The organism is Streptosporangium sp. NPDC000509, assembly GCF_042898365.1.
GTDB lineage: Bacteria > Actinomycetota > Actinomycetes > Streptosporangiales > Streptosporangiaceae > Streptosporangium.
The window spans coordinates 1-23650 of sequence record NZ_JBIAYX010000013.1; the positions used below are offsets into that span (position 1 = coordinate 1).

The window sequence follows — 23650 nt, forward strand, 5'->3', positions numbered from 1 at the left end:
ATTACCTGCGTGGGGGGGGGGGCCCCCCCCGCCCAAAACCCCCGCCCCCGGGGGGGGGGGCAAAAACACCCCCCCCCCCCAATAACAACGGGGGCGGGCCCGGGGGGGGGCCCCCCCCGTCCGCCGGGCCGCGATCTCGTCCGTGAGATCGCGGCCCGGTCGCGTACGGGCACCTCTCGCCGAACCCGCGGGGCGAGCTCGTCGATCAGCCGATGCCTGATTTGCCGGGCATCGGCTGATCGTTCATCGCCGGTGGAGCGAGAAGGGGACGCTTGGCCGTGCGGCCGTCACCCGAGGATCGGCCACGCAGACGACGGCCGATCCACGGCCTGGCGAAGGTGACCAGCCAGCGCAGCTCCGTCGCCGCGGTCCGCCAGGCGGCGGGGACGGGCAGCGTGGGGAGCGGAGACATCCAGGTGGAATCGCTACCCGGAAGGCTCAGGGCGTGCGCCATGGCGGCGGCGAGCCTGGCGTGCCCCACGGAACTGATGTGCAGGCGGTCCTCGTGCCACATCCGGGCATCCGTGACGAACGCGAGCGGGTACATGTCGACCACGGTGACGCCGTGGCGGGCGGCGGCCTCGCGGATGCGCTCGTTGAGGTCGACCACCCTGGGCAGGAGCGGGCGGGTGAGCGGCGCGACCCTGGTGATGTCGGGGAAGGTCGCGGTGACCACGTGCGCCCCGATGGCGGTCAGGCCCGCGAACATGTCCTCCAGGGCGCCGGCGACCTCGGCGGCCCGGTATCCGGGCCGGATGACGTCGTTCATGCCGGCCACGACCGTGGCCAGGTCGGGGCGCAGTTCCAGGGCGACCGGCAGTTGCTCGTCGCGGATCCGGGCGGCCTGGCGGCCGCGTACGGCGAGGTTGGCGTAGAGCAGGTCCGGGTTTGCGGCGGCCAGGTGCTCGGCGAGCCGGTCGGCCCAGCCGCGGTACCCGCTCACGTCGTCGCCGTCGCCGAGGCCCTCGGTCTGGCTGTCGCCGAGCGCGACGTAGCGGTGGTAGGTCTTCACGTCGGTTTTCCCTCGTTGTGTACGGCGCGTTCACCCAGCGTCATGGCGGTCTGCAGGCACCAGTCGCGCATCTCCCGCTCCAGCCGAAGCCCTCCCAGACAGGTGAGGTACGGGCCGACGCGCTCCCCCCCGCGCAGGAACGACTCCTCGTCCATGTCGCCGCGCAGGCGCACCAGCATCTTGCCGAACAGCGCGAGCTTGGCCGCCGCCGCCTCCGCACGCTCGTGGAGCTGGGCGATCAGAATCTCGGGGTCGAGCAGGTCGGACGCGTGGACCTTCACGGCCAGGTCGTCGCGGATGAGCAGGGGCTTGACCGGGCTCGCGGCGAAGGCGGCGAGCTCGCTCATCCCGGCCTCGGTCACGGTGAAAACCCGCTTGTTGGGACGTCCTCGTTGCACGACCTCGCGGCCCGTCACCAGAGCGTCGGACTCCAGCTTGGCCAGCTCGGCGTAGAGCTGCTGGGGGGCGGCGTACCAGAAGTTGGAGACCCCCACATCGAAGATCTTGGTCAGTTGGTAACCGCTGTACTCGCCGTCCAGCAGCGCGGCCAGCACCGCGTGTCGCAAGGCCATCGACTAGCCACCACAGTCATGGTGATTAATACTCATATTTATGAGTATAGAGCTGAGATGGGCTGAGAGCACGAGAGCGAGGCGAAATGCCGGTGGTGTCCTCGCGGGTGATCACCGCATTCCCCGGCCGGAGAGGTGGGTGGTCCTCGGCATCCCCGTCCGCGCGCCGAGTTCGGAAAAGATCTTCACGGTGGTCTCCACGCCGCGGGGTGCCCGCTGAGCACGGCGGATAAAGCCGTTGTCAGAGGATCCCGCTCGACGCGATCAGGCTCTTAACCTGGTCTTACGCGCGGTCGGGCATTGTTTTCCCTAACCGGTGAGTACCGGCCTCCGCCCCGTCGAATCGTGGGGGATGTAGGACTTGGGGGAAGACATGGACCCGAACAGGAATGAGCAGCAGGGCACACCGGCCGAGGCGACCCCCGGGAACGACGGCTGGACCCAGTTCGGCAAGGTGCCGCCACGCGTCGGCGCCTACCGCGCCGACGCCGACACCGGACCGCAGCCGACGCTGATCCACCCGGTGCCGGAACAGCTCGCCGCCGAGGCGCCGGTAGGAGCCGGGGGGTACGGGGGATCGGGGGCGGTCCCCCCGCAGCGAGGAAGACTCAGCGTCGGGCAGAAGGTAGGCGCCGGTCTCGCTCTGGCGGCCATGGCCGTCGGAGGTGGGGTCGCGGGGGCCTTCGCCGCGACGAGTCTCAACGGCGGCGCCGTCGCCCAGGTCTCGTCGGCCGGCCCGGTGGTGAGCCAGGTCGGCAACGTGACCACGGTCGCCGACATCGCCCAGGCCGTCCAGCCCTCCGTGGTGTCGATCGAGATCAGGACCGCCGCCGGCGGGGGCGAGGGGTCCGGGGTGGTGCTGTCGGAGGACGGACTGATCCTGACCAACAACCACGTGGTGGAGGCCGGAGGCCAGGGGGGTCCGGGCAGCCAGGTGACCGTCAAGTTCAGCGACGGGAAGTCCGCCACCGCGAAGATCGTCGGTACCGACCCGGCCACCGACCTCGCGGTCATCAAGGCGGAGGGGGTCTCCGGCCTGACCAAGGCCTCGCTCGGCGACAGCGACCGGCTGAAGGTCGGTGACTCCGTCCTCGCGATCGGCAGCCCGCTCGGTCTGTCCGGCTCGGTCACCGCCGGTATCGTCAGCGCGCTGAACCGTACCCTGACCGTCGGCGGCGACCAGGGCCGGCAGCAGCTCCCGCCCGGCTGGGGCAGGCAGCAGCAGAGCGGCAGCGCGGGCACCACCATCGGCGGCGCCATCCAGACCGACGCGGCGATCAACCCCGGCAACTCGGGAGGTGCGCTGGTCAACGCGGCCGGCCAGGTGGTGGGCATCAACACCGCCATCGCCACCAACGGCGGGGAGGGCAGCATCGGCGTCGGCTTCGCGATTCCCATCACCACCGCCAACCAGGTCGCCCAGCAGCTCATCGAGAGCGGCAAGGTCTCCCACGCCTTCCTGGGCGTGAGCATGACCGACGCCACCGGGGACGCGGGCGGAGCCCTGGTCGGCCAGGTCACCGAGGGAAGCCCCGCGGCCAAGGCGGGCATCCAGCAGGGCGATCTGATCACCAAGATCAACGACACGGCGGTGGACGAGGCCGCCACCGTGGTCGGAGCCGTCCGCGGCTTCAAGCCCGGCCAGCAGGTGAGCATCACCTACGTCCGGGACGGGCAGCCCCACAGCGTCACGGTGACCCTCGCGGAGAAGACCGGCGAGTAAGGTTCCCCGACGGATGTGCCGCCGGAGCCACACGGCTCCGGCGGCACATCCGTTTTCGTCGTTCACGGCACATCCTCGCCGTGGGCCGTGGGCCGTGGGCCGTGGGCCGCCGCCGGGTCCCGCTGGTCTCGAGCCCTCGCCGGAGGCGCCCCCTGCACGGGGCCGGAGAACGGGCGCTCCCGCGAGGCGGTTGGAGAACGACACAACGGATCGGGCCCGGTTCGTCGTGAAGGCCGAAGAAGCGCCGCCCGGGTGGGCTTAACGTTCGGACATGCCTCGCCTTCGGGTGGACCACGAAGAAAGGATCGTCGAATGGCTGGAGCAGCGGATCCCGGTCGCTGGCACGCCCGTCTCGCCGAGCAGATCATCGAGCCGCTCGGCCTGACCCACACCTGGACCCTGCCGGAGGACGTGCTGCGCTTCCGCGGCGCGATGGGCCACATCGACGGCGCACCCGCACCCGTCTGGGGCCTGATGCGCTCCTGCGGCCCGGCGGGGTTGATCTGCGCGCGTCCCGCCGACGTCGTGGCCTTCGCCCGCGCGCACCTGGGCAGCGGCCTGCTCGCCGACCCGCGGGCGATGTGGGAGCCGCAGGTCGACATCCCAACCCGTACACCCTCGGGAGGCAGTGGGGGCTGGGCTGGATCCTGGACGAGTGGCAGGGGCACCGGATCATCTCCCACGGCGGCAACACCATCGGCCAGGCGGCCATGCTCTGGGCCGTACCCGACAGCGAGACCGTGGTGTGCGTGCTGGCGAACGGCGGCCACACCGCCGCGTTCCACCACACCCTCGCCACCGAACTCTTCGACGAACTGCTCGGCCTGGCCGTGCCGCCCGTGCTGGGACCGCCGGCCGTGCCGTTCGAGACCGACGTCGAGCGGTACGCCGGCGTGTACGAGCGGGCGGGCAGTCGGATGACGCTCACGGTCCGCGACGGCAGGCTCTCGCTGCACATCGAGGCCACCGGAGCCCTCGCCGGGCTGAAGCAGCCCATGGAGTTCGGTCTCGTCGCGGTGGACGACGTCACCTTCGTCGGCCGTCCCGAAGGAGAGCCGCAGTGGCTGTCGGCGGTGTTCTACGAACTCCCCGACGGCTCGCCGTACATCCACCTGGGTGTGCGTGCCACGCCCAAGATCGCCTGAGGAGCCGGGATGTCCGAGAACCTGCGAGAGCGCCTCGACGAGGCGGCGCGCAGGAGCGGTGGCCGTACTCGGCGCCCCTGTTCATCTCGCACAACCTCGCCGTGGTCCGGTACGTCTCCGACATCGTCGCGGTGATGCACCGGGGCAGGCTGGTCGAGATGGGGGCGACCGAGGACGTGGTGGGGTCACCCAGGGACGACTACACCCGGTCCCTGCTTGAGGCGGTGCCCCGCCTCAGGCGCGGCTGAGAGAGGCCGGTCCTCCGCCTCTCCCGTCCCGGACAGGCGAGGCCGAAGACCGGCCGCGCCGTGGAAGGCGACGAGAAGGGGAACCGGCCGCGGCGCTCGCCACGACCGGCTCCACCTGGGTTCTCGCCGAGGTGGGGAACGCTTCAGACGGTGATCCATTCGGTGGAGACGGTGACCTCGTCCAGGATCGCGGGGACGGGGGCGACACCGATGCCGGGCCCGGTGGGGACCTCCAGATGCCCTTCGTCCAGCTCGAAGGGGGCGGTGATGTCGGTGGCGTAGTAGCGGCGCGAGGCGGAGGTGTCGCCGGGCAGCGTGAAGCCGGGCATCGCGGCGAGGGCGAGGTTGGCCGCGCGGCCGATCCCGGTCTCCAGCATGCCGCCGCACCACAGGGCGACGCCGTGGGCGCGGGCGAGGTCGTGGATGCGCCGCGCCTCGAGGTAGCCGCCGACGCGGCCGGGCTTGACGTTGATGATCGAGCAGGCGCCCAGGGTGATGGCGGCGGCCGCGTGCTCGGCCGACTCGATGGACTCGTCCAGGCAGACGGGAGTGGTGATCTTCGTGGCGAGCCGGGCGTGCTGGACCATGTCGTCGTTCGCGAGGGGCTGCTCGATGAGCAGCAGGCCGAAGTCGTCGAGCCTGGCCAGGTGGGGGGCGTCGGCGAGGGTGTAGGCGGCGTTGGCGTCGACCTGCAGGAGAAGGTCGTCGCCGAAGCGTTCGCGGACGGCGCGGACGGGGGCGAGGTCCCAGCCGGGTTCGATCTTCAGTTTGATCCGGGCGTAGCCCTCGTCGAGGTAGCCGGCGACGGCGTCGAGGAGCCGGGGGACGGAGTCCATGATGCCGACCGACACTCCGCAGGGCACACGGTCGGCCTCCGCGCCGAGGAAGGAGGCGAAGGACTCGCCGGAGGTGCGGAGCCCGGCGTCCAGGACGGCGGTCTCCAGGGCCGCCTTGGCCATGCGATGGCCCTTGAAAGGGCGCAGGGCGCGGTTCACGCCGTGGGCGTCGACGTGGGCGGGCAGGGCGGGGATGAGGAAACGGCGCAGGACGTCGGCGGCGCCGTCGACGTATTCGGAGGAGTAGAGGGGGTCGGACATGGCCACGCACTCGCCCCAGCCCTCGGCGTCGGGGGTGACGACGCGCAGCAGCAGGACGTCGCGTTCGGTCTCGGTGCCGAACGAGGTGCGGAAGGGGGCGACCAGCGGCATTTTGATCCGCCGCAGTTCGATTCCAGTGATCTTCATGACGATGTGCGGCCTCCGCCGCGTCTCCCTCCTCTAGCGCCGCCGGTCAGGCGACCCGTTCCACGATTGTCGCGCGGCTCGCGCCGCGTCCTTCTCCGCGCGCCCCGCCGGACGTCTCCGGAGCCTCCGCCGCGAGCCTCGCAGATCGGGGCACTCAGCGGCGCAGCTCCACCGGGTGGCGGCCCTCGCGATGAACCCGGTCAGCTCCACGAGGCAATCGCCCTGGGTGGTGAACCCGGTCACCCGGGCGCCCTTTCCACGAGGTAGTCGCCCTTGGTGGTGAACCCGGTCACCCGGGCGCCTTCTCCCATCAGTGAGCCGAGCACGTCGCGCACGGCGTGGCGCCATGACTTGGCCGCACCGGGATCGGTGCGGCGTAGTGCCTCGATGTCGGCCGGTATCGCGACCAGCAGCGTCCGGGCGTCGGCCCTTCCCAGGGCCGGGCGGCCGTCGCGTTCGGCCAGGGCGGTCACCGCGTCCGGCGGGGTCTTCGGCCGGTGCGGCTCGCCCCGTACGGCGGCGAGCACCTGCGGCTCGGTCAGCCGCCAGACGGTGAGCATCCGGTCGGACTCGTCGCCCGCGTTGATCGCGTCCTCCATCACGCCGTAGAAGGACGGCAGGTACTCCTCGGGACGGGCACCGAGCTTGACCAGGTTGAAGTGGGCGTTGCGGCGCACCAGCGGATCGTAGGTCCAGGTGATGCGATCCAGGCCCCGGTCGAGTGCCCAGCGGCGCTGGTGCGACTTGAGCGCGAATCCGATGCCGCGCCCGACGGCGGCGCCGGTGACGTGCGAGTGCAGCACCTGCCCGGCCGGGGCGGCGAGGAAGCCGACCGAGGCGCCCACCAGCCGATCGTCCTGGTAGGCGCCGGCGACGTAGTTGCCCGCGTGTGACAGCGCCCGCATCAGCTCGACGGTGATGGGCTCCCCGCCGGGATCGGGGTGCCAGATGCCGTCGAACAGCTGGAAGACCTCCTCCATCTCCTCGATGGAGCGCAGCTCGCGCAGTATCACGTCGTTCATCCGAGCGTCGCCCGGAGCAGGCCGGCCAGCAGCGCCGTACGGCCGGGCATCTCGGCCACGACCACGTGCTCACCGTCGGCGTGGGCGCCGCCGCCCACCGCGCCCAGCCCGTCGAGGGTGGGACAGCCTGCTCCGGCGGTGTAGTTGCCGTCGGAGGCTCCGCCCACTCCGACACCGATGAGCGGGGCGAGCCCGAGGCCGGCGGCGATCCGCTGGGCGACGGCGAACAGTCCGGCCGACGAGGCCTCCTCCAGGGGAGGGCGGTTCGGGCCGCCTGTCACCTCCAGCCGGGTCCCGGCGAGCCGGGGGGACAGCGCCCTCATCAGCTCGTCCACCCGCTCCTGCGCGGCGAGCGTGGGCACCCGCACGTCCACCGACAGGCGGGCCAGCGCGGGCACGGTGTTGGCCGTGGTCCCCGCCGACAGCACCGTGGGCGTGACGGTGGTCCGCCCCAGGCCGTCGGGCCCGCCGGATGGCGTCCCCGGTGCCGCGGAGCCCGGCCGCGGATCGTGGAGCAGGGACAGCCCGCGCGTCGCGGCGGGCGACGTCTCCGCCGTCGTCATGGTATGGGGAGCACCGTTCACCCGATCGGCGATCCTGGTGACGGCGAGGATCTGGTGGGCCAGCTCGATTCCCGCGTTCACCCCCTTCTCCGGTTCCAGGCCGGCGTGCGCGGCCGTTCCGCGCACCACGAACTCGTAGAGCGACGTTCCCTTGCGCGCCGTCTTGAGCGCTCCGCCGTCGGCGCTCGCCTCCAGCACGAACGCGGCCGCGAGGCCGCGTGCCGACTCCTCGATCAGCGCGCGTGAGGACGGTGAACCGACCTCCTCGTCGCCGGTGACCAGCACGCACACCCCGTCCGGCGAGGGCAGCGCGGCGAGCGCGTGAAACGCCTGCACCAGCCCGGCCTTCATGTCGAACACCCCGGGACCCCGGGCGATCCCGCCGCTCACCGACCAGGGGCGCTCGGCGAGCGTCCCGAGCGGCCAGACCGTGTCGTGGTGGCCGACCAGCAGGACCCGAGGCGTGCCGAAGGTCCACCGCAGGTGGGTGACCCCGCCGATCACGATCGTCTCGGCGCGTGCGCCGAGCCTCCTGAACCCCTGGTCGGCGACCACCCGGGCGCTACGGGCCACCGCCTCGTGGTCGGCGGAGAACGACTCGCACGCGACGAGCTCCTCCAGGTCCTCGAGCATGACGTCCAGGTTCATCGTGCTCGTCCCAGCTCGGCGCGGAACAGGCGGTGCACGTTGCCGCCGATGATCTTCGTGATCTCCTCGTCGGCGAAGCCGTGCTTGAGCAGGGCGTCGGTGACCAGGGGCAGCCCGCTCGGCCCCGACAGCCCCGGCAGGGCCGCGAAGGGATCGACGTCGTAGTCCATCTCACAGCACGGGGGAGTCACGTCCTGCAGCACCTCACGCACGAAATCGGGTCCCAGGCCGACGTGGTCGATACCGCCGACACCCGCGACGTGCGCGAGGTGGTCCACCAGCCGATCCACGGTGTACTCGGCCGGATCCTCGGACAAGAAGGCGGCCACGAAGTTCACGCACACCACCCCGCCGGTCGCGGCGACGGCCCGGATCTGCTCGTCGGTGAGATTGCGGTGATGCTCGCGCAGCGCGCGGGCCGAGGAGTGGGTGGCCATCACCGGCCTGCTCGCCAGCTCCAGCACATGCTCCACCCCCGAGGCACTCAGGTGCGAGATGTCGAAGATCACCCCCAGGCGTTCCATCTCCCGCAGCGCCTGGATCCCGGCGCCGGTGAGCCTGCCGCCGGTGGCGTCCTCGCCGCTGCCGTCGGCCAGCGCGGTACGACCCCAGTGCGCGATCGAGGCGATCCGCACACCCAGCCGGTGCACGGTGGGCAACAGTTCGACCGAGGCGTCCAGACCCGGCATGCTCTCCATCGCCAGGACCAGAGCGATCTTGCCCTCGGCGAGGGCCTGGTCGATCTGCGCACCGTCCAGGCACAGCCGGACGGACTCGGCGTTGCCCTCGGCCAGCACGTGCGCACACTCGATCATGCGCAACGTCTGGCGCAACGCCCCCTCGGGACGGTACTGCTCGTCGACGAACACCGGCAGCACCTGGAGGTTCACCCCTCCCTCCCGCAACTGCGGCAGCCAACGCTCCCGGAAGAACGACGCCCAGCGACGAGGTGGACGAGCGACGACCGCCATCAACAGATCGTTGTGGGTGTCCGCGACGACGGCGCGGTGGTGGAGCTCAACGGACACGTGCCAGCCCTCCGATGCGTGGTTACCGCGACGGTACGACAGGTTGAGGGAGATGTAATTCGGCTGGTTTTCCTAAGAATGGTGAATTGTTCGTCCAATCGGCCAAGATCACTTGTTTCGCTCCGGCCGGAGAGGAGGGACGGGCGGCGGGTGAGCAGGCGTCACCGGCCGGCGGTGAGCGCCTCCGAGCGCCACAGGTCACGGTAGTAGCCGGGAGAGGAGACCAGCTCCCGGTGGGTGCCCCGCTGCGTCACCGACCCGTTCTCCAGTACGACGATCTCGTCCACCCGCTCCAGCCCGCGCAGCCGGTGCGTGACGAGCAGCGTCGTGTGGCCGTGGGTGGCGTCCAGGAGGTCGGCCATGAGCGCGTCCGCCGTCGTCTCGTCCAGGGCCTCGGCGGGCTCGTCGAGCAGCAGCACCGGCGGGTCGTGCAGCAGCGCCCGCGCCAGCGCCAGCCGCTGCAACTGGCCACCGGACACCGTACGCCCGTCCTCCCCGAGCGTCGCGTCCCAGCCGGTGCGCTCCACCCACCGGTCCAGGCGTGCCCGCCGCACCGCCTCGGCCAGCTCCTCCTCACCGGCCTCCGGGCCCGCGAGCCGCAGGTTGTCCCTCAGCGAGGTCTGGAACACGTACGGATCCTGCGTCAGCCCGGTCATCACCCGCCGCACGTCGTCGGAGGCGAGCTCCCGGACGTCCACCCCGCCGACCCTGATCGTCCCCGACTCGGGTTCGACCAGGCGCATCAGGGCCGACAGCAGGGTGCTCTTGCCGGCACCGCTGGGGCCGACCAGGGCGACGCGCCTGCCGGGGGTGAGGGTGAGGCTGACGCCGTCCAGGGCGGGGGCGAGGCCGGTGTCGTGCCGGACCACCAGGTTCTCGATCTCGACGATCGGCGGCCCGCCGGGGACAGGGAGCGGGACGGACGGCTCGGTCACCGCCGGCGGGGTCGCGCCCACCTCCCGCAGGCGGCGCAGGGCGGCGAGCACCCCGGTCAGCCGCTCCCCGGCCGCGGCCATCGGCAGTACCGGCTCGAAGGACACCAGCGAGACCAGCGCGAGCACCGCGGTGGTCACCGAACCCGCCCCCGAGCTTCCCGCCAGCAGGACGACGGCCGTCACGGTCAGTCCCTGGGTGAGCATGCCCAGGGCCGAGGCCACCGCGTTCGCCCGCGCCTGCCTGCGCTCCAGCGCCGCCAGCCGGGCGTCGGTCTCGGCGGCGGCGGCGAGTGCCCGCTCGTCCGCCCCGTAGGCGGCGAGGTCGGCGGCCCCGTGCACCAGATCGGCGACCCGGGCGGCCAGGTCGGCCCGTGCCGGGGCGATCCGCGCCGACCAGCGCCGCGCGGCGGCGGCCGTGCCCGCCGGGATCAGCACCCCGGCCACCAGCAGCCCGGCGAGGAGCGCCAATGCCGCCACCGGGAGCAGGAACAGGCCGATCACCACCGCGGCCACGCCGGTGACCAGCGCCGCCAGCGCCGGCAGCAGGCAGCGTACGAGCAGGTCCTGTACCGCGTCGGTGTCGTCGACCATGCGGCTGAGCAGGTCGGCCCCCCGCTGCTTCGGCGATCCTGTGGGGATGAGCGCCCGGTAGAGCCGCTCCCTGGTCGTCGCCTGGGCCCGCAGCGCCACGTCGTGACCGGCCAGCCGCTCCCCGTAGCGGAAGACGCCCTTGGTCGTCGCGAACGCCCTGACCCCGACGATCGCCACGCTCAGCGCCGCGAGCGGCGGCTGCTCGGCGGCCCTGGTGATGAGCCACGCGGCGGACCCGATCAGCCCGAGCCCGGCCAGCTCGGCCGCCGCCCCCGCGGCCGCGGCGAGGGCGAGCCGCCCGCCGGACCGGCCCACCGGTCGTCCGCCCGCCCGGTCCACCGGTCGCGCCTCCGTCCGCTCCCCGTCCGTCCGGCCCGTCGGGATCCGGCTGACATCGGTCACGGGGAGACCTCCTCTCGTGTCCCCGCCGGAGGTCTCTCCCCGGCCACCACCCGGCCGTCGGCGATCCGGATCACCCGGTCGGCCAGGTCGATCATCGCGGGCCGGTGGGCGACGATCACGGCGGTGCGGCCCTCGGCGAGCTCGCGGGTCGCGTTCACGACCGCGCCCTCGCTGCGGCCGTCGAGCCGCGCGGTCGGCTCGTCCAGCAGGAGCAGGTCGGCCTCCGGGCGGCAGAACGCGCGGGCGAGCGCGACCCGCTGCCGCTGCCCGGCCGACAGGTTCGTCCCACGCTCGCCGAGCACCGTGTGGTAGCCCTCGGGCAGCGCCAGGATGAACTCCTCCGCCTGCGCGGCCCGCGCCGCGACCCCGACCTCCTCGATCGTCGCACCGGGGGCACCGAGCCTGATGTTGTCGGCCACCGAGGTGGCGAAGAGGTGCGGGCGCTGGGGGACGAACGCCAGGCGCGCCCGCCAGGAGTCGTGGTCGCCGATCTCGGCGCCGTCGACGAGCACCCGGCCCTCGGTGGGGGTGACGAAGCCGAGCAGCAGGTGGAGCAGGGTGCTCTTGCCCGCACCGCTCTCGCCGACCAGGGCCACCCGCTCGCCGGGGGCGATCACCAGCGACACGTCCCGCAGCGCGGCCTCCTCGCGGTCGGGGTAGCGCACCGTGACATGCTCCAGCCGGATCTCCGGCGCCCTCCCCGCTGCGGACTCCGCCTCCGGCGGGGATTCCTCCGCCGGACGCGTTCCCGCCCGCCCGCCGCGCGCGGACCCCACCGCCGGGACCGCCGAGACCGCGACGGCTCCCGCGGCCCCCGTCGCCCTCGGGGCTCCCGCCTCGCCGTCGAGGACGGCGAACGCCTCGTCGGCGGCGGCGACGCCCTCCATCGCCGCGTGGAACCTGCCGCCCATGGTGCGCAGCGGCAGGTACGCCTCCGGCGCCAGGAGCAGGACCAGCAGCGCGGTCGACAGGTCCAGGGAGCCGGAAAGCAGCCGCAGGCCCACCGGGACGGCGACCAGGGCGAGCGACAGGGACGCGGCCAGCTCAAGGACGAGCGAGGACAGGAACGCCACCCGCAGCGTGCGCATCGTCGCGGCCCGGTGGGCGTCGGCCACCCGCCGGATCACCTCGGCCTGGTAGCGGGCCCTGCCGAAGGCCCGCAGCGTGGGAAGGCCCCTGACCACGTCCAGGAAGTGCCCGCCGAGGCGGGACAGGGCCTTCCACTGGCGCTCCGTCACGGCCTTGGTGTGCATGCCGACCAGTGCCCCGAAGATCGGGATGAGCGGCAGTGTGACCAGTACGATCACCGCGCTGGCCAGGTCGGCGGTGAACAGCCGGACGAGCACCGCGATCGGCACGACACCCGCGACCGCCACCGCCGGCAGGTAGCCCGACAGGTAGGGGTCGAGGGCGTCCAGGCCCCGGCCGGTCAGGGTCACCAGCTCGCCCGAGCGCTGCGAGGCGGGCCTGACGGGACCCAGATCCCGCAGCCGCGCCAGCAGGCGGTGCCGCAGGGCGGACTTCACCCCGGTGGTCATGCGCCCGGCGGCGACTCCCTGCCCCAGGGTGAGCAGCGCCCGGACGCCGACGACGAGCGCCAGCAGGATCAGGGCCTGGGCCGCGAACCGTCCGGACAGCACCCCGGCGAGCAGCTCCGCCTGGACGAGGACGAGCAGCCCGGTCAGGACGGCGGCGGCCAGGCACAGGGCCAGGTGGCGGCGGACGGCCCGCTCGCCCAGTGCCAGCCGTACAAGATCCTTGTGCATGCCAACCCTAGGAGCTCAGAAGAACGAAGGAACCCGATCGGAGGCGGCGCGCCCGGGACCGAACGTCCGCCATACCCATACTTGCGCACCCACCATGACCGGCGCGAAGGGCAGAATCATGACACTCAGCACACTCAGCGTCCCGGCGGGCGCCGTACGGTCGAGCAGCCAGGGGGCGAGTACGGCGAGCAGCACCGCGACGGGCGCCGCGGCGGCGCACGCGGAGAGCAGGAGCGCCCATCCGGTGCGGCGCGCGCCGGTCACCTGTCCGGGCAGCCGCCACGAGACGAACGTCCAGCCGTGGAAGGCGAGCAGCGCGGCGACCACCAGCCCGCCGACCAGTCCCGGCAGGCTGATCGGGGACCCCGTCAGGCCACCGGCCACCGCGACCAGGGCCATGCCCCAGCTCAACGCCAGGCCGTACGAGCCGGCGACGATCGCCCAGCCCCAGGTCGTCCGCCACGCGCCCCCGTCGGCGCGGCGGCGGAACCAGAGCCCGGCGTCGCGCACGATCCACGACACCAGCAGGGAGACCACCAGCGGGTAGAGGCCGAACAGCACGTCTCCCTCGATCGAGGGGAAGACGCCGAACAGCACGCCCGCCACGGCCACCAGCCACACCTCGTTGGCCAGGACGAACGGCGCCATGGCGGCGACGATCTCGTCCCGGTCCCTCCTCGTCCTGCCGAGTACGGGCAACAGCATGCCCAGGCCGATGTCGAAGCCCTCCAGGGCGAAGTAGCCGATCAGCAGGAGGGCGAACACGCCGAGCCAGAGGATGTCCACGGTCTGTCTCCCTAGTGGCTGAGCGCGTGCGCGCGCTCGGTGGGGTCGGCCGGTGCGTCCGCGCCGAGGGTGGTGGCGGCGGGTCCGCGCCGTACGGTGCGGGCGATCAGCACGTAGTCGATCACCGCGAGCAGGGCGAGCACGCCGCCGAAGGCGATGAGCGAGACGCTGACCATCTGGGAGGTGAGGCCGGGGGACATGGCGTCGGCGACGGTCAGTTTGCCGTTGATCATCCAGGGCTGCCTGCCGGACTCCCTGGCCAGCCAGCCGAGGATCGCCGCCACGAACGGCAGCGGGGTGATCGCGATCAGCAGGGGGTGTGCCCAGCGCCAGCGCGGTAGCCAGTACACGGTCGGCGCCAGCACGAACATGATGAAGAACTGGAGCAGCTGGCCGATCGCGATCATGAAGCCGAGCGCCCACCCGGCCAGACCCCCGTCGTTGAACTTGTCCGGCTGGAACAGGGAGATCGGGCCGAACTGGGCGTAGCCGAAGCCGACCGTGATCAGCGAGCCGACGAACGAGGTGATCACTCCCGTGCGGAGCGCGCTCGTGAAGAACTCCCGCTCGGCGGTGCGCCGGAACAGCTGGTACGCGCTCGCCCCCATCAGCACGAAACCGCCGGCCCACAGGCCCGCGCCGAGCACGTGCGGCAGCGCCATGGTCAGCATCGGGTTGGCGAGCAGCGCGCCGAAGTCGGTCAGGACGAGGTGGCCGTCCCCTTGCACGGCTCCCGCCGGGTTCTGCAGGAACGAGTTGGCCACCATGATCCAGAAGGCGGAGGCGTAGGCGGTCAGCGTCACGATCCAGATGCACACCACGTGAAGCCAGGTAGGCAGCCGGTGCCAGCCGAAGATCCACAGCCCGAGGAAGGTGGACTCCAGGAAGAACGCGACGAGCGTCTCGATCGCGAGCGGCGCGCCGAAGACGTCCCCCGCGTAGTGCGAGAGGCCGCTCCAGTTCATGCCGAACTGGAACTCCATCACCAGCCCGGTGAGGATGCCGAGCGCGTAGTTGATCACGTAGATCTGGCCCCAGAAGCGGGTCGCCCTTTCGTGGACCGGCCTGCCGGTGATGGCGTAACGGGTGTGCATGATCGCGATCAGGGGGGCCAGGCCCAGGGTCAGCACGACGAACAGGAAGTGGAGGCTTCCTGTCACGGCGAACTGCGTCCGGGCCAGGTCGAGCACGTCCACGGTCTCACCTCCATTGTTATGTCTGTCTACCTGTAGGCATGCTACATGTAGAACGCCTACATGTAGCATGCCTATACGAGAGGTAGGCTGACGACGTGAGCCAGCGAAGTGAACGAACCGCCGGGTGCGGTGAGACGGGATCCGCCCGGCGGGCGGAGGCGGTCGGATGAACACCGACGCGCTCCGCGGTCACATGGACGCCCTGTTGCTCTCCGTGCTCGAGCACGAGCCGCTGCACGGCTACGCGATCATCGAGGCGCTCCAGGCGCGCAGCGGTGGCGCGCTGAACGTGCCGACGGGCACGGTCTACCCGGCGCTGCGGCGGCTGGAGCAGGCCGGATATCTGGCCAGCGAGTGGGCCACGGTGGGCGGGCGCAAGCGGCGCACCTACCGGCTCACCTCCTCGGGGCGTACGGCCCTCGCGGGCGAGCGCTCCGCCTGGCGGGAGTTCGCCGGGGCGATCGGCAGCGTCCTGGAACCGCGCACCACCCGCTGACGCCCTCCTGAGCCGCCGGTCGAGGGGGCGCCTCCTCGGCCGCGCCGCCGACGTCAGGGTCGGCCTGGTGCGAGCGTCGCCTTCGTCGATCGCGGCGACCGCTGGAGAAAACGACTCCCGCGGATGGGTGCGGCGGGACTCGCACCCCATGGCACACCAAGGGCCCGTTCTTCCCGTGGGGGGGCGGGCCCGCCCGGTTGAGGCAGACTCCCGGGCCGAACCCTTCCTCCCGGGCCGAACCGTTCCCGCTGGGCGGACGGGCCGCGAACCATGCTGTTGTTCCCGCCGCTTCGCAGCGCATCTCGGACGGGCCGGGCGAACGGGCCGGCGAGCCCTCTTCACGGTGACCGGAGCGGGTGCTCGCCGATCGCTTTCTTAACAAGTCTCATATATCTACTAGCCTAGAGTACTAGAACTATAGATAAATGGAGGAACCGGTGATCCAGTTCCATCTGGACGCGAAGTCCGGCATCTCGCCGTACATGCAGCTGGTCCAGCAGGTACGGCATGCGCTCCGGCTCGGCCTGCTGCACGAGGGCGACCAGTTGCCGACCGTCAAGGAGGTCGTGGCGCAGTTGGCGATCAACCCCAACACCGTCCTCAAGGCCTATCGGGAACTTGAGCACGAGGGCCTGGTCGCCGCCAGGCCAGGGGTGGGGACGTTCGTGACGGCGACCCTCACCGACACCTCCCTCGCCGCGCACGGCCCGCTGCGGCTGGAGCTGCAGCGCTGGCTGGCCAAGGCCCGCCGGGCCGGCCTCGACGACGAAAGCATCGAGGCCCTTTTCACGACCACCTTTCGGACCACCGCTCAGGAGGACATAGCGTGACCGCTGTCTTAGAGGCCCGGGGACTTGGCAGGAGGTACGGCAAGCGCTGGGCGCTGCGTGAGTGCACCGTCGAGATCCCGGCAGGCCACGTCGTCGGGCTGATGGGCCCCAACGGAGCCGGCAAGACCACGCTGCTGAAGCTGGCGAGTGGCCAGCTCGAACCGACGACGGGCGGCATCACCGTGCTGGGGGGCCGTCCCGCCGGCGGTCGCGGGCAGCTGGCCAAGGTCGGCTTCGTCGCCCAGGACACCCCTGTCTACGCGAACCTGACGGTCGACGATCACCTGCGGCTGGGGGCACGGCTCAACCCCCGCTGGGACGCCGCCATGGCACGGGAGCGCGTCGCACGGCTCGGTCTCGTCCCCACCCAACGCGCGGGCAGGCTGTCCGGCGGCCAGCGCGCCCAGCTCGCCCTCACCCTCGGCCTGGCCAAGCGGCCCGAACTGCTGATCCTGGACGAGCCCGTGGCCTCGCTGGACCCGCTGGCCCGCCGCGAGTTCCTGCAGGGGTTGATGGAGGCCACCGTCGAGCACGAGTTCAGCGTCGTGCTCTCCTCCCACCTGGCCTCCGACCTGGAACGGGTTTGCGACTTCCTCATCGTGCTGGTCGACTCCCGCGTCCAGGTGGCAGGGGAGACCGACAGGCTGCTGTCCACCCATTACCGGCTCACCGGCCCGCGCCGCGACCCCGACCGGCTCCCCGCCGACCAGCACGTGGTCTCCGCGCGTCACACCGACCGGCAGAGCACCTACGTGGTCCGTACCGACGCCCCGATCCACGATCCCGCCTGGACGGTGAACCGGCTCAGCCTGGAGGACCTCGTCCTGGCCTACATGGAAAAGCGCATCGCCGAGAGCCGGCGAACCACCCTGGAGGTGCGGCGATGATCTGGCTGACCTGGCGTCAGTTCCGCGGCTCGGCCGCGATGATGGCCGCCCTGCTCGTCACGCTCGTCGCCGCTCTGGCCCTGACCGGACCGGAACTCGCCTCCTCCTACTCCACCGGGATCACCGCCTGCACCCGGGACGGCTCCTGCGACCGCTTCTACGACCGTTTCTTCGACGAGTACCAACTGCCCTTCATGGCCGTCAGCTTTGTCGTGCTGCTCCTGCCCGCCCTCATCGGGCTCTTCTGGGGAGCACCGTTGATCGCCCGGGAGCTGGAGGCGGGCACACACCTGCTGGTGTGGAACCAGAGCATCACCCGCGGTCGCTGGCTCACGGTCAAGCTCGGCCTTGTCGGTCTGGCCGCTGTGGCCGTCACCTGCCTGTGCGGCCTCGCGGTGACCTGGTGGTCCGACCCCCTGGACAGGTCGGCCGCGTCGGAGCTGGCCCTGATGGCTCCCCTGGTGTTCGGCGCGCGAGGCATCGTCCCGATGGGGTACGCGGCCTTCGCCTTCGTCCTGGGCGTGACCGTGGGCATGCTGGTGCGACGCACGCTGCCCGCCATGGCCCTCACCCTGGTCGTCTTCGCCGCGATCCAGATCGCCATGCCGCTGCTGGTCCGGCCCCACCTGATGCCCCCGGTCACGTCGACCTTCGAGCTCAGCAAGGCGAACGTGGACGGCATCGGCGTCGACCGGGACGAAACCCAGTACGTGCGCATCATGCTGGAGTCCGTCGTTCCCGGTCACGCCGGTGCCTGGGTCCTGTCCAGCGACCTCGTCGATCCGACCGGGCGTACGAGTGGCGCGGAAGCCGCCGTCAGGACCTCGACCACGTCGGGCCCCTGCGCACCGCAGGGACCGGGACAGGGCATGGACTCGTGCGTGACCGAGATCAACCGGCTCGGCTACCGGCAACAGGCGACCTACCAGCCGCTTGAGCGCTTCTGGCCCTTCCAGTGGATCGAGACCGGGATCTACGCCCTGTTCACCGTCGGCCTCACGTGGTTCTGCTTCTGGTGGGTCGGAAGGCGCCTGTCATGACCGCCCTCAGGGCGATGGCCACCGGACTCGCTCTCCTGCTCGCGGCCGCCTGCACCGCGCCGGCGCCGCCGCGCGACCAGGCGGGCACACCAGGCGCCACGGTCTGCACGCGCCCCTCGGGAGCTCCCGAGGCGGAGACGGCCACCACGATCGACGTCATCGAGCAGGCGTACTTCTGCATCCTCGGCAACCACTACAGCGGCGCCACCTTGGACGCCCGTTCGCTGCTGAGGGCCGGATTCGCCGCTCTGACCCAGGAGCTCAACCGCGAAGGGCACGACCTGCCGGAGGCGACCATGCCCGCGCTGACCGGCGACCGCAAAGCCGACTGGGCGACCTTCGAGACCGCCTACCGCACGATCACCAACCAGGTGCCCGGCCTGCGCGACAAGACGGCCGTCGTCACCCTGGAGGCCATCGTGGCCGCCCTGGACGACAACCACGCTCGCTGGGCGCACGATGTCAAGCGGCACCCCGACCACTACGACGGCGACGGCTACGGCCTGGGTCTGGAGACCAACGTCAACGGTTCGCAGGTAAGCGGCGATCCCGGCACCGCCGTCGGCCCCCTGTTCGTCACCGGCGTGCAGGGCGGCGCGGCACGGGCCGCCGCACTACGCCCGGGTGACCTCATCGAATCGATCAACGGGTCGGCGCCCTTCATCGACGGCGAGCCCACCCCCGCGATCACCGCCCTCTACCCCGAATACCCGCAAGCGAGGCCGGTCCGGTTGCGGCTCCTGCGACAGACCACCGGCCGCCGCTGGACCGCCACGCTCAAACCCGGCCTCTACCAGCGGGACCCGGACAGCCTGCAGGTGGTGAGATCGCAGCTGCTGGAAGGTGACATCGCCCAGGTACGGATGACCGGTTTCACCCCCGACTCCGCGGACCGGGTTCTGCGAGCCGTCTCCCGGCTGCGAAAGGGGCGGACGCTGACCGGCATCGTGCTGGACCTGCGCGGCAACGGCGGCGGCAGCCCCGCGGAGGCGGTCCGGCTGCTGAGCGCGTTCGTCCACGGCAAGGTCACCGCCTACCAGTGCACCGTGGACGGTGAATGCGAGACGACGCGGACCGACGACACGGTCGAACTGCTCGACCTGCCGCTGGTGGTGCTCACCGACCGCGGCTGCGCCTCGGCCTGCGAGCACTTCAGCTCCGCGGTCAAGGACCTGCGCATCGGCCGGCTGGTCGGCACCCGCACCGCCGGGGTCATCTCCGGCCCCGCACAGCCCTACCTCCTCGCCAACAACACCCTGCTGAGCCTGCCCGCCAGGCACCACCTGGGGCCGAACCGCGAGGTGATCGACCGCATCGGCGTACCCCCCGACCACCACGTCCCCCTCACCCCCGAAGACGCGGCCGCCGGACACGATCCCGCCCTGGCCAAGGCCCTGACCCTGCTGCGCAAGTGAAGGGATCTCTCCGTGAGACAACTTCTCGCCCTCGCCGCGGGCCTGGTCGTCCTGGCCTCGTCCGCCTGCTCGGCCCCCGCGCCACCCCGCTCCGGCGCCCCCTCGACCACGCCGACCGGCCCCGCCACCCTGCCCGCCCCCACCGGTGACCGTCCGGTCGCCACCACCGCCCTGTACCTGACGGACACCTCCCGCCCCGACCCCTGGGACCTCGACGCCGACACCAGACAGCTCAAGGTCACCCTGTGGTATCCGACCGAACAACGTGACGGGCAGCGAGCACCGTACATGACCCCCAAGGAGTCGGAGTTGCTCCTGAAGGGTTCGGGCATCGCGAACACGCCGTACGACACGCTGAGCACGACGCGAACGAACGCCGTCAAAGACGCCGAACCCGCCGGACGACGGCTTGCGCTGGTGGTGCTTTCCGCGGGGTTCACCAAACCGGTGAGCACCCTCACCTCGCTCGCCGAGGACCTGGCCGGCCGCGGATACCTCGTGGCCGGGATCGACCACACCCACGAAAGCCACGCCACCACCCTGTCCGACGGACGAATCGCCGAATGCCTCGCCTGCGACAGCGACACCGACCCCGGTTTCGGCCCACGAGTGGTCCAGGGCCGGGCGGCCGACGTCTCCTTCGTCCTGGACCGGCTGACCTCCACCTGGAAGCATTCCGGCCTCATCGACCGCTCCAAAATCGCGATGGCGGGCCAGTCGATCGGCGGGGCCGCCACCCTGGCGGCCATGGTGAAGGACCCACGCATACGCGCCGGCATCGACATGGACGGCACCACCTACGCCCGAATCCCCAAGAACGGCCTGTCTCGGCCGTTCATGTTCATCGGCTCACCGCAGCACATCCCAGGAGGCCGCGACACCTCCTGGGAGCGCGACTGGAAACTGCTGACCGGATGGAAGCGCTGGCTCGTGGTGACCAACACCGAACACCAGTCCTTCACCGACCTGCCCCTCCTGGCGAACGCCCTCGGCATCGGACCGGCACCCGGCATCCTGCCCGCGGCCCGCTCCGCCGAGCTCACCCGCACCTACGTGGCCGCCTTCCTCGACCGGCACCTGGGATCACAACGACAACCCCTCCTGGACAGGCCCTCACCACGCTACCCCGAGGTCACATTCTGCCCCACGACCTGCGGAATCCCCTGAAGCCGTACGGCATGGGAGCCGCTCGTCACGGCGACTCCCGTGATCGCTTCTGGTACGGCGCGCACCCGCGCGCTCCTTTCCGGTGCCGGCCGGACGAGAATACTCAGGCGATCACGGGGACGGGCCCGCGCCGGGTGATGCTCAGGCAGCGGGAGGCGCAGTACAGCTGTGCGAGCCAGAACGCGTAGCTCATCAGCGACGCGCCGATCCCCGGCGGATAGTCGTCGAACCCGGCCGAGTCGCGTGAGCCGAACATCAGCGCCCCGCACAGCACGAGCATGACCGGCAGCATGGCCCAGACGAACACGGCCAGGGCCCGGGTGACGAGCCGGGGCCGCCTGATCCTGCGCAGACCTCTGCCCAGCGCGAACAGCGCGACCCCGCCGATCACGCCGGTGAGCATCTGGAGCAGGTCCACGCCGCGGGCGACCGGGACGAACCAGTCCGGCATGGTCTCGTACGCCGGGGCGGCGGGAAAGATCTTCCAGATCACGCTCCACATGACCGTGGTGAGCGGCACGGTGACGAACAGCAGGGCCGCGAGCCTCCGGCCCGCCGAGTTGGACAGCTCCTCCTGGTAGCCGGGCGCGATCTCGCGGATCGTCCCGAACTCCTCGACCGCGGCCCGCTCGGCCTCCTCACGCCTCAGGCCCTCGCCCTCCAGTGCCTCGGCGGTGTCGAGCAGGCTGTCGCGCGCCTCGGCGATCATGTCGAGCTTCGGTCTCCGAGGACCCCTGAGAGTGCGGCTGAGCCCGGTCACGTAATCCTCGATGACCCCGGTGCCTGCCATGTGCTCTCCAGTCGCCCGATTTCCGTCCAGGGTACGCGTCTCCCATCCTGGTCTCCCGTCCGGAACCCGCGCATCGGGGAGGCCCCTGAGAAGACCCCGAGTCGGCCCGCGCCCACCTGCGAATACGCTCGAACCCAGCGGCACGGGTGGGAGGGAGGGGCTTGTCGTGAGGATCAAGGATCTTGAGGTGCGTGAGGGCACGCTGGCGGGCGGCCTGCCGTACTACGCCCTCGGCGATGGCGCGCCGCTCGTCGTGCTGCGCTGGTTCACCCCCGCCCACGCCAACCCGACCGGACTGGCGCGTGGCCTGGAACTGCGGGTGCTGGCCCCGCTGGCCCGCCACTTCCGGCTGTACGCCGTCGGCCGTGCTCCCGGCATGGCCCAGGGAACCACCATGGCCGACATCGCCGCCCGGCACGCCGATGCCCTGCACGCGCGGTTCGGCGGACCCGTCGACGTGATGGGCCTGTCGTCGGGAGGTTCGGTGGCGCTGCAAATGGCGGCCGACCGTCCGGACGTGGTCCGCACGCTGGTCGTGGCCGGGGCGGCCTGCAGGCTCACGCAGCGCGTCAGGCGGCTCCAGCGCCGTTACACCGAGGCGGTCGCCGCCGGGCGGCGCGGCCTGCAGCACCAGGCGGTCACGGCCGTCGCCTCGCCCGCGGGCCAGGTCCTCGCCGGGACACTGCTGTGGCTGCTGGACCCGCTGGCACGCCCCGACGACCCTCGCGACATGCTCGCCTTCGCCCGCGCCGAGGAGGGGTTCGATCTGACCGGTCGTCTCGCCGACATCGTCGCCCCCACCCTGGTCATCGGCGGCGAGAGAGACCTGGACTACCCGGTCGAACTCTTCAGGCGGACCGCCGAGGGGGTCCGTGACGGCCGCCTGATCACCTATCCGGGCCTCGGCCACCTGGGAGCCTTCCGCAGCGGGCGGTTCGCGGAGGACGTCACGGCCTTCCTGACGGGAGCCGATCCGGGTGAGAGCCCCCGAACGACCTGCTGACCGTCACGGCTCCCCGCCCTTTCCCGCCCCCGGGTCCGCACGGCCGGACCCCGGTGGGCCGTCCGGCCGCGCGAAAAGCTCTCACCCGTGGTCGGGGGAGCGCCACAGGGACCACCAGCGCGTCCCGCGCGGGACGACGGCGAGCGCGCAGCCGCTCATCCTGAGTCCTTCCGGATGGCGGATGCCGGTGAAGAGGCAGGTGCTGAGATCCAGGTCGGCGAGTTCCAGCTCCTCGGCGTCCACCTCGTGCAGCGAGGTCACCCTGGCGCCGTCCCGGCCCCGCACCGTGGCGGGGCCGCGCAGGGTCGCCCCCTCCAGGTCGGCCTCGGCGTCGTCGAGCCGGACGTTCAACCGCCCACCCACCTCCAGGCGCCGCAGGTCCACCGAGCACCCGCCCGTGGTCACGTCGAGCCCCTTGCCCGCCCACGCCCCGGCGAGGGTGAGGTGGCGGCCGACCGAGATCGGGGCCAGGTAGCCGCCCGCGGAGAAACGCGCGCCGTCGAACCCTGCCAGCCCGCCGAAGCTCGTCTTGCGGAAGGACACCGTACGGCGGAACCTGCATCCTCGCAGGGTCGCGTCACCCGCGAAGCCGGTGCCGTCGAAGGTGACGAAGCCATGGAAGTCGGCGCACTCGAAGGACGCGGTCCTCTCGAAGAGGGCGGCCCCGAACAGGGCGTCACCGTCGATGGAGACCCGGTCGAAGGCCGCGTGCCCGGTGACGGCGACGCCGTGCAGGGACAACCCCCGGTCGAACCTCGCCTCCCTGAAGGAGGCGTTGCGTGCGAAACGGGCGTTGAAGAACGAGGCGAGACGCCGGAAGTGCGCGTGGTCGAAGGAGACGTCCCCACCGAACGTGATGTCGCCGAACCGTACGCTCTCGGGAAAGGTCGCCCAGTCGAACCGGGCCCGGCCCAGGCGCCCTCGGGTGGCGGTGAGGATCCGCTCCAGCAGATCCCTGCCGACGACGGTGGCCCGCAGGTCGACGGCGGAACCGGGGGAGAGGCCGCGGGCGACCTCGTCGAGCTCGGCGGTGTCCAGATGTGCCAGGCACCGCCCGTACGGTTGCCGCGCGGATCCGGCACACTCGGGGGAGGCGGCGCAGGTGACCCAACCCACGTCCAGAGTTCTCATAATTCCAGTG

Annotated in this window: 22 protein-coding genes; 10 read left to right on the top strand and 12 right to left on the bottom strand. The window is 71.6% G+C overall.

Going from position 1 to position 23650, the window contains the following annotated elements:
* Window positions 1-205 precede the first annotated feature (205 nt).
* Complete coding sequence (locus tag ACFY3D_RS23605; RefSeq protein WP_389982539.1) at window positions 206-1012, bottom strand: SGNH/GDSL hydrolase family protein; 807 nt, start codon at window positions 1010-1012, stop codon at window positions 206-208.
* Complete coding sequence (locus tag ACFY3D_RS23610; RefSeq protein ID WP_389982542.1) at window positions 1009-1584, bottom strand: PadR family transcriptional regulator; 576 nt, start codon at window positions 1582-1584, stop codon at window positions 1009-1011. The genes ACFY3D_RS23605 and ACFY3D_RS23610 overlap by 4 nt, the downstream gene beginning before the upstream one ends.
* 373 nt (window positions 1585-1957) lie before the next feature.
* Between ACFY3D_RS23610 and ACFY3D_RS23615 the strand changes: the two genes are divergently transcribed.
* From ACFY3D_RS23615 to ACFY3D_RS23625, 3 genes are all read left to right on the top strand, one after another.
* The gene (locus ACFY3D_RS23615; RefSeq protein ID WP_350943656.1) at window positions 1958-3307 is read left to right on the top strand and encodes a trypsin-like peptidase domain-containing protein; all 1350 of its coding nucleotides are present in this window, start codon (window positions 1958-1960) and stop codon (window positions 3305-3307) included.
* A gap of 581 nt (window positions 3308-3888) precedes the next feature.
* On the top strand, window positions 3889-4452 hold the full coding sequence (locus ACFY3D_RS23620; protein WP_389982547.1) for a serine hydrolase: 564 nt from the start codon (window positions 3889-3891) through the stop codon (window positions 4450-4452).
* A 101-nt stretch (window positions 4453-4553) separates the two neighbouring features.
* Window positions 4554-4700: a hypothetical protein gene (locus tag ACFY3D_RS23625; RefSeq protein WP_389982550.1), complete on the top strand. Its 147-nt coding sequence runs from the start codon at window positions 4554-4556 to the stop codon at window positions 4698-4700.
* A 143-nt stretch (window positions 4701-4843) separates the two neighbouring features.
* Here ACFY3D_RS23625 and menC read toward each other — a convergent pair whose 3' ends face one another.
* The 8 genes from menC to ACFY3D_RS23665 form a co-directional block, all read right to left on the bottom strand.
* On the bottom strand, window positions 4844-5944 hold the full coding sequence (gene menC, locus ACFY3D_RS23630; RefSeq protein ID WP_389982553.1) for an o-succinylbenzoate synthase: 1101 nt from the start codon (window positions 5942-5944) through the stop codon (window positions 4844-4846).
* Window positions 5945-6183: 239 nt separating this feature from the next.
* Window positions 6184-6966, bottom strand: coding sequence for a GNAT family N-acetyltransferase (locus tag ACFY3D_RS23635; protein ID WP_389982556.1), 783 nt, complete (start codon window positions 6964-6966; stop codon window positions 6184-6186).
* A complete protein-coding gene (locus ACFY3D_RS23640) occupies window positions 6963-8177 on the bottom strand; it encodes a M20 family metallopeptidase (protein WP_389982565.1) in 1215 nt (404 codons plus the stop codon). Before ACFY3D_RS23640 ends, ACFY3D_RS23635 begins: the two co-directional genes overlap by 4 nt.
* A complete protein-coding gene (locus ACFY3D_RS23645; RefSeq protein WP_389982568.1) occupies window positions 8174-9205 on the bottom strand; it encodes a dipeptidase in 1032 nt (343 codons plus the stop codon). Before ACFY3D_RS23645 ends, ACFY3D_RS23640 begins: the two co-directional genes overlap by 4 nt.
* A gap of 161 nt (window positions 9206-9366) precedes the next feature.
* Window positions 9367-11133, bottom strand: coding sequence for a thiol reductant ABC exporter subunit CydC (cydC, locus tag ACFY3D_RS23650; protein ID WP_389982572.1), 1767 nt, complete (start codon window positions 11131-11133; stop codon window positions 9367-9369).
* A complete protein-coding gene (cydD, locus tag ACFY3D_RS23655) occupies window positions 11130-12899 on the bottom strand; it encodes a thiol reductant ABC exporter subunit CydD (RefSeq protein ID WP_389982575.1) in 1770 nt (589 codons plus the stop codon). Before cydD ends, cydC begins: the two co-directional genes overlap by 4 nt.
* A 15-nt stretch (window positions 12900-12914) precedes the next feature.
* A complete protein-coding gene (locus tag ACFY3D_RS23660) occupies window positions 12915-13685 on the bottom strand; it encodes a cytochrome d ubiquinol oxidase subunit II (protein ID WP_389982578.1) in 771 nt (256 codons plus the stop codon).
* A gap of 11 nt (window positions 13686-13696) precedes the next feature.
* Window positions 13697-14881, bottom strand: a complete 1185-nt coding sequence (locus tag ACFY3D_RS23665; protein ID WP_389982581.1) for a cytochrome ubiquinol oxidase subunit I — start codon at window positions 14879-14881, stop codon at window positions 13697-13699.
* Window positions 14882-15047: 166 nt separating this feature from the next.
* On the opposite strand from ACFY3D_RS23665, the gene ACFY3D_RS23670 reads away from it, so the two are divergent.
* The 6 genes from ACFY3D_RS23670 (at window position 15048) to ACFY3D_RS23695 (ending at window position 20716) form a co-directional block, all read left to right on the top strand.
* Window positions 15048-15377 carry a PadR family transcriptional regulator gene (locus ACFY3D_RS23670; protein WP_389982585.1) on the top strand — a complete coding sequence of 110 codons (330 nt, stop codon included), beginning with the start codon at window positions 15048-15050 and terminating at the stop codon, window positions 15375-15377.
* Between the two features lie 437 nt (window positions 15378-15814).
* On the top strand, window positions 15815-16207 hold the full coding sequence (locus tag ACFY3D_RS23675) for a GntR family transcriptional regulator (protein WP_389982588.1): 393 nt from the start codon (window positions 15815-15817) through the stop codon (window positions 16205-16207).
* On the top strand, window positions 16204-17094 hold the full coding sequence (locus tag ACFY3D_RS23680) for an ABC transporter ATP-binding protein (RefSeq protein ID WP_389982591.1): 891 nt from the start codon (window positions 16204-16206) through the stop codon (window positions 17092-17094). The genes ACFY3D_RS23675 and ACFY3D_RS23680 overlap by 4 nt, the downstream gene beginning before the upstream one ends.
* A complete protein-coding gene (locus ACFY3D_RS23685; RefSeq protein ID WP_389982594.1) occupies window positions 17091-18134 on the top strand; it encodes an ABC transporter permease in 1044 nt (347 codons plus the stop codon). Before ACFY3D_RS23680 ends, ACFY3D_RS23685 begins: the two co-directional genes overlap by 4 nt.
* Window positions 18131-19549, top strand: coding sequence for a S41 family peptidase (locus tag ACFY3D_RS23690; protein ID WP_389982597.1), 1419 nt, complete (start codon window positions 18131-18133; stop codon window positions 19547-19549). Before ACFY3D_RS23685 ends, ACFY3D_RS23690 begins: the two co-directional genes overlap by 4 nt.
* Before the next feature lie 12 nt (window positions 19550-19561).
* Entirely contained in the window at window positions 19562-20716 is a 1155-nt protein-coding gene (locus ACFY3D_RS23695) for an alpha/beta hydrolase family protein (RefSeq protein WP_389982600.1), read from the top strand.
* A 103-nt stretch (window positions 20717-20819) separates the two neighbouring features.
* On the opposite strand, the gene ACFY3D_RS23700 is transcribed toward ACFY3D_RS23695, so the two are convergent.
* Window positions 20820-21506 (bottom strand): permease prefix domain 1-containing protein, encoded by a 687-nt coding sequence (locus tag ACFY3D_RS23700; RefSeq protein ID WP_389982603.1) that lies wholly within the window; start codon window positions 21504-21506, stop codon window positions 20820-20822.
* A 166-nt stretch (window positions 21507-21672) separates the two neighbouring features.
* On the opposite strand from ACFY3D_RS23700, the gene ACFY3D_RS23705 reads away from it, so the two are divergent.
* Window positions 21673-22509: an alpha/beta fold hydrolase gene (locus tag ACFY3D_RS23705; RefSeq protein ID WP_389982606.1), complete on the top strand. Its 837-nt coding sequence runs from the start codon at window positions 21673-21675 to the stop codon at window positions 22507-22509.
* Window positions 22510-22590: 81 nt separating this feature from the next.
* Here ACFY3D_RS23705 and ACFY3D_RS23710 read toward each other — a convergent pair whose 3' ends face one another.
* Window positions 22591-23640, bottom strand: coding sequence for a pentapeptide repeat-containing protein (locus ACFY3D_RS23710; protein WP_389982609.1), 1050 nt, complete (start codon window positions 23638-23640; stop codon window positions 22591-22593).
* Window positions 23641-23650: the final 10 nt, after the last annotated feature.

Excerpts from the sequence above, each read along its gene's own strand:
- ACFY3D_RS23610 (WP_389982542.1), bottom strand. The coding sequence starts at position 1,584 with ATGGCCTTGCGACACGCGGTGCTGGCCGCGCTGCTGGACGGCGAGTAC.
- ACFY3D_RS23615 (WP_350943656.1), top strand. The coding sequence starts at position 1,958 with ATGGACCCGAACAGGAATGAGCAGCAGGGCACACCGGCCGAGGCGACC.
- menC (WP_389982553.1), bottom strand. The coding sequence starts at position 5,944 with ATGAAGATCACTGGAATCGAACTGCGGCGGATCAAAATGCCGCTGGTC.
- ACFY3D_RS23635 (WP_389982556.1), bottom strand. The coding sequence starts at position 6,966 with ATGAACGACGTGATACTGCGCGAGCTGCGCTCCATCGAGGAGATGGAG.
- ACFY3D_RS23640 (WP_389982565.1), bottom strand. The coding sequence starts at position 8,177 with ATGAACCTGGACGTCATGCTCGAGGACCTGGAGGAGCTCGTCGCGTGC.
- cydD (WP_389982575.1), bottom strand. The coding sequence starts at position 12,899 with ATGCACAAGGATCTTGTACGGCTGGCACTGGGCGAGCGGGCCGTCCGC.
- ACFY3D_RS23670 (WP_389982585.1), top strand. The coding sequence starts at position 15,048 with ATGAACACCGACGCGCTCCGCGGTCACATGGACGCCCTGTTGCTCTCC.
- ACFY3D_RS23685 (WP_389982594.1), top strand. The coding sequence starts at position 17,091 with ATGATCTGGCTGACCTGGCGTCAGTTCCGCGGCTCGGCCGCGATGATG.
- ACFY3D_RS23690 (WP_389982597.1), top strand. The coding sequence starts at position 18,131 with ATGACCGCCCTCAGGGCGATGGCCACCGGACTCGCTCTCCTGCTCGCG.
- ACFY3D_RS23700 (WP_389982603.1), bottom strand. The coding sequence starts at position 21,506 with ATGGCAGGCACCGGGGTCATCGAGGATTACGTGACCGGGCTCAGCCGC.
- ACFY3D_RS23710 (WP_389982609.1), bottom strand. The coding sequence starts at position 23,640 with ATGAGAACTCTGGACGTGGGTTGGGTCACCTGCGCCGCCTCCCCCGAG.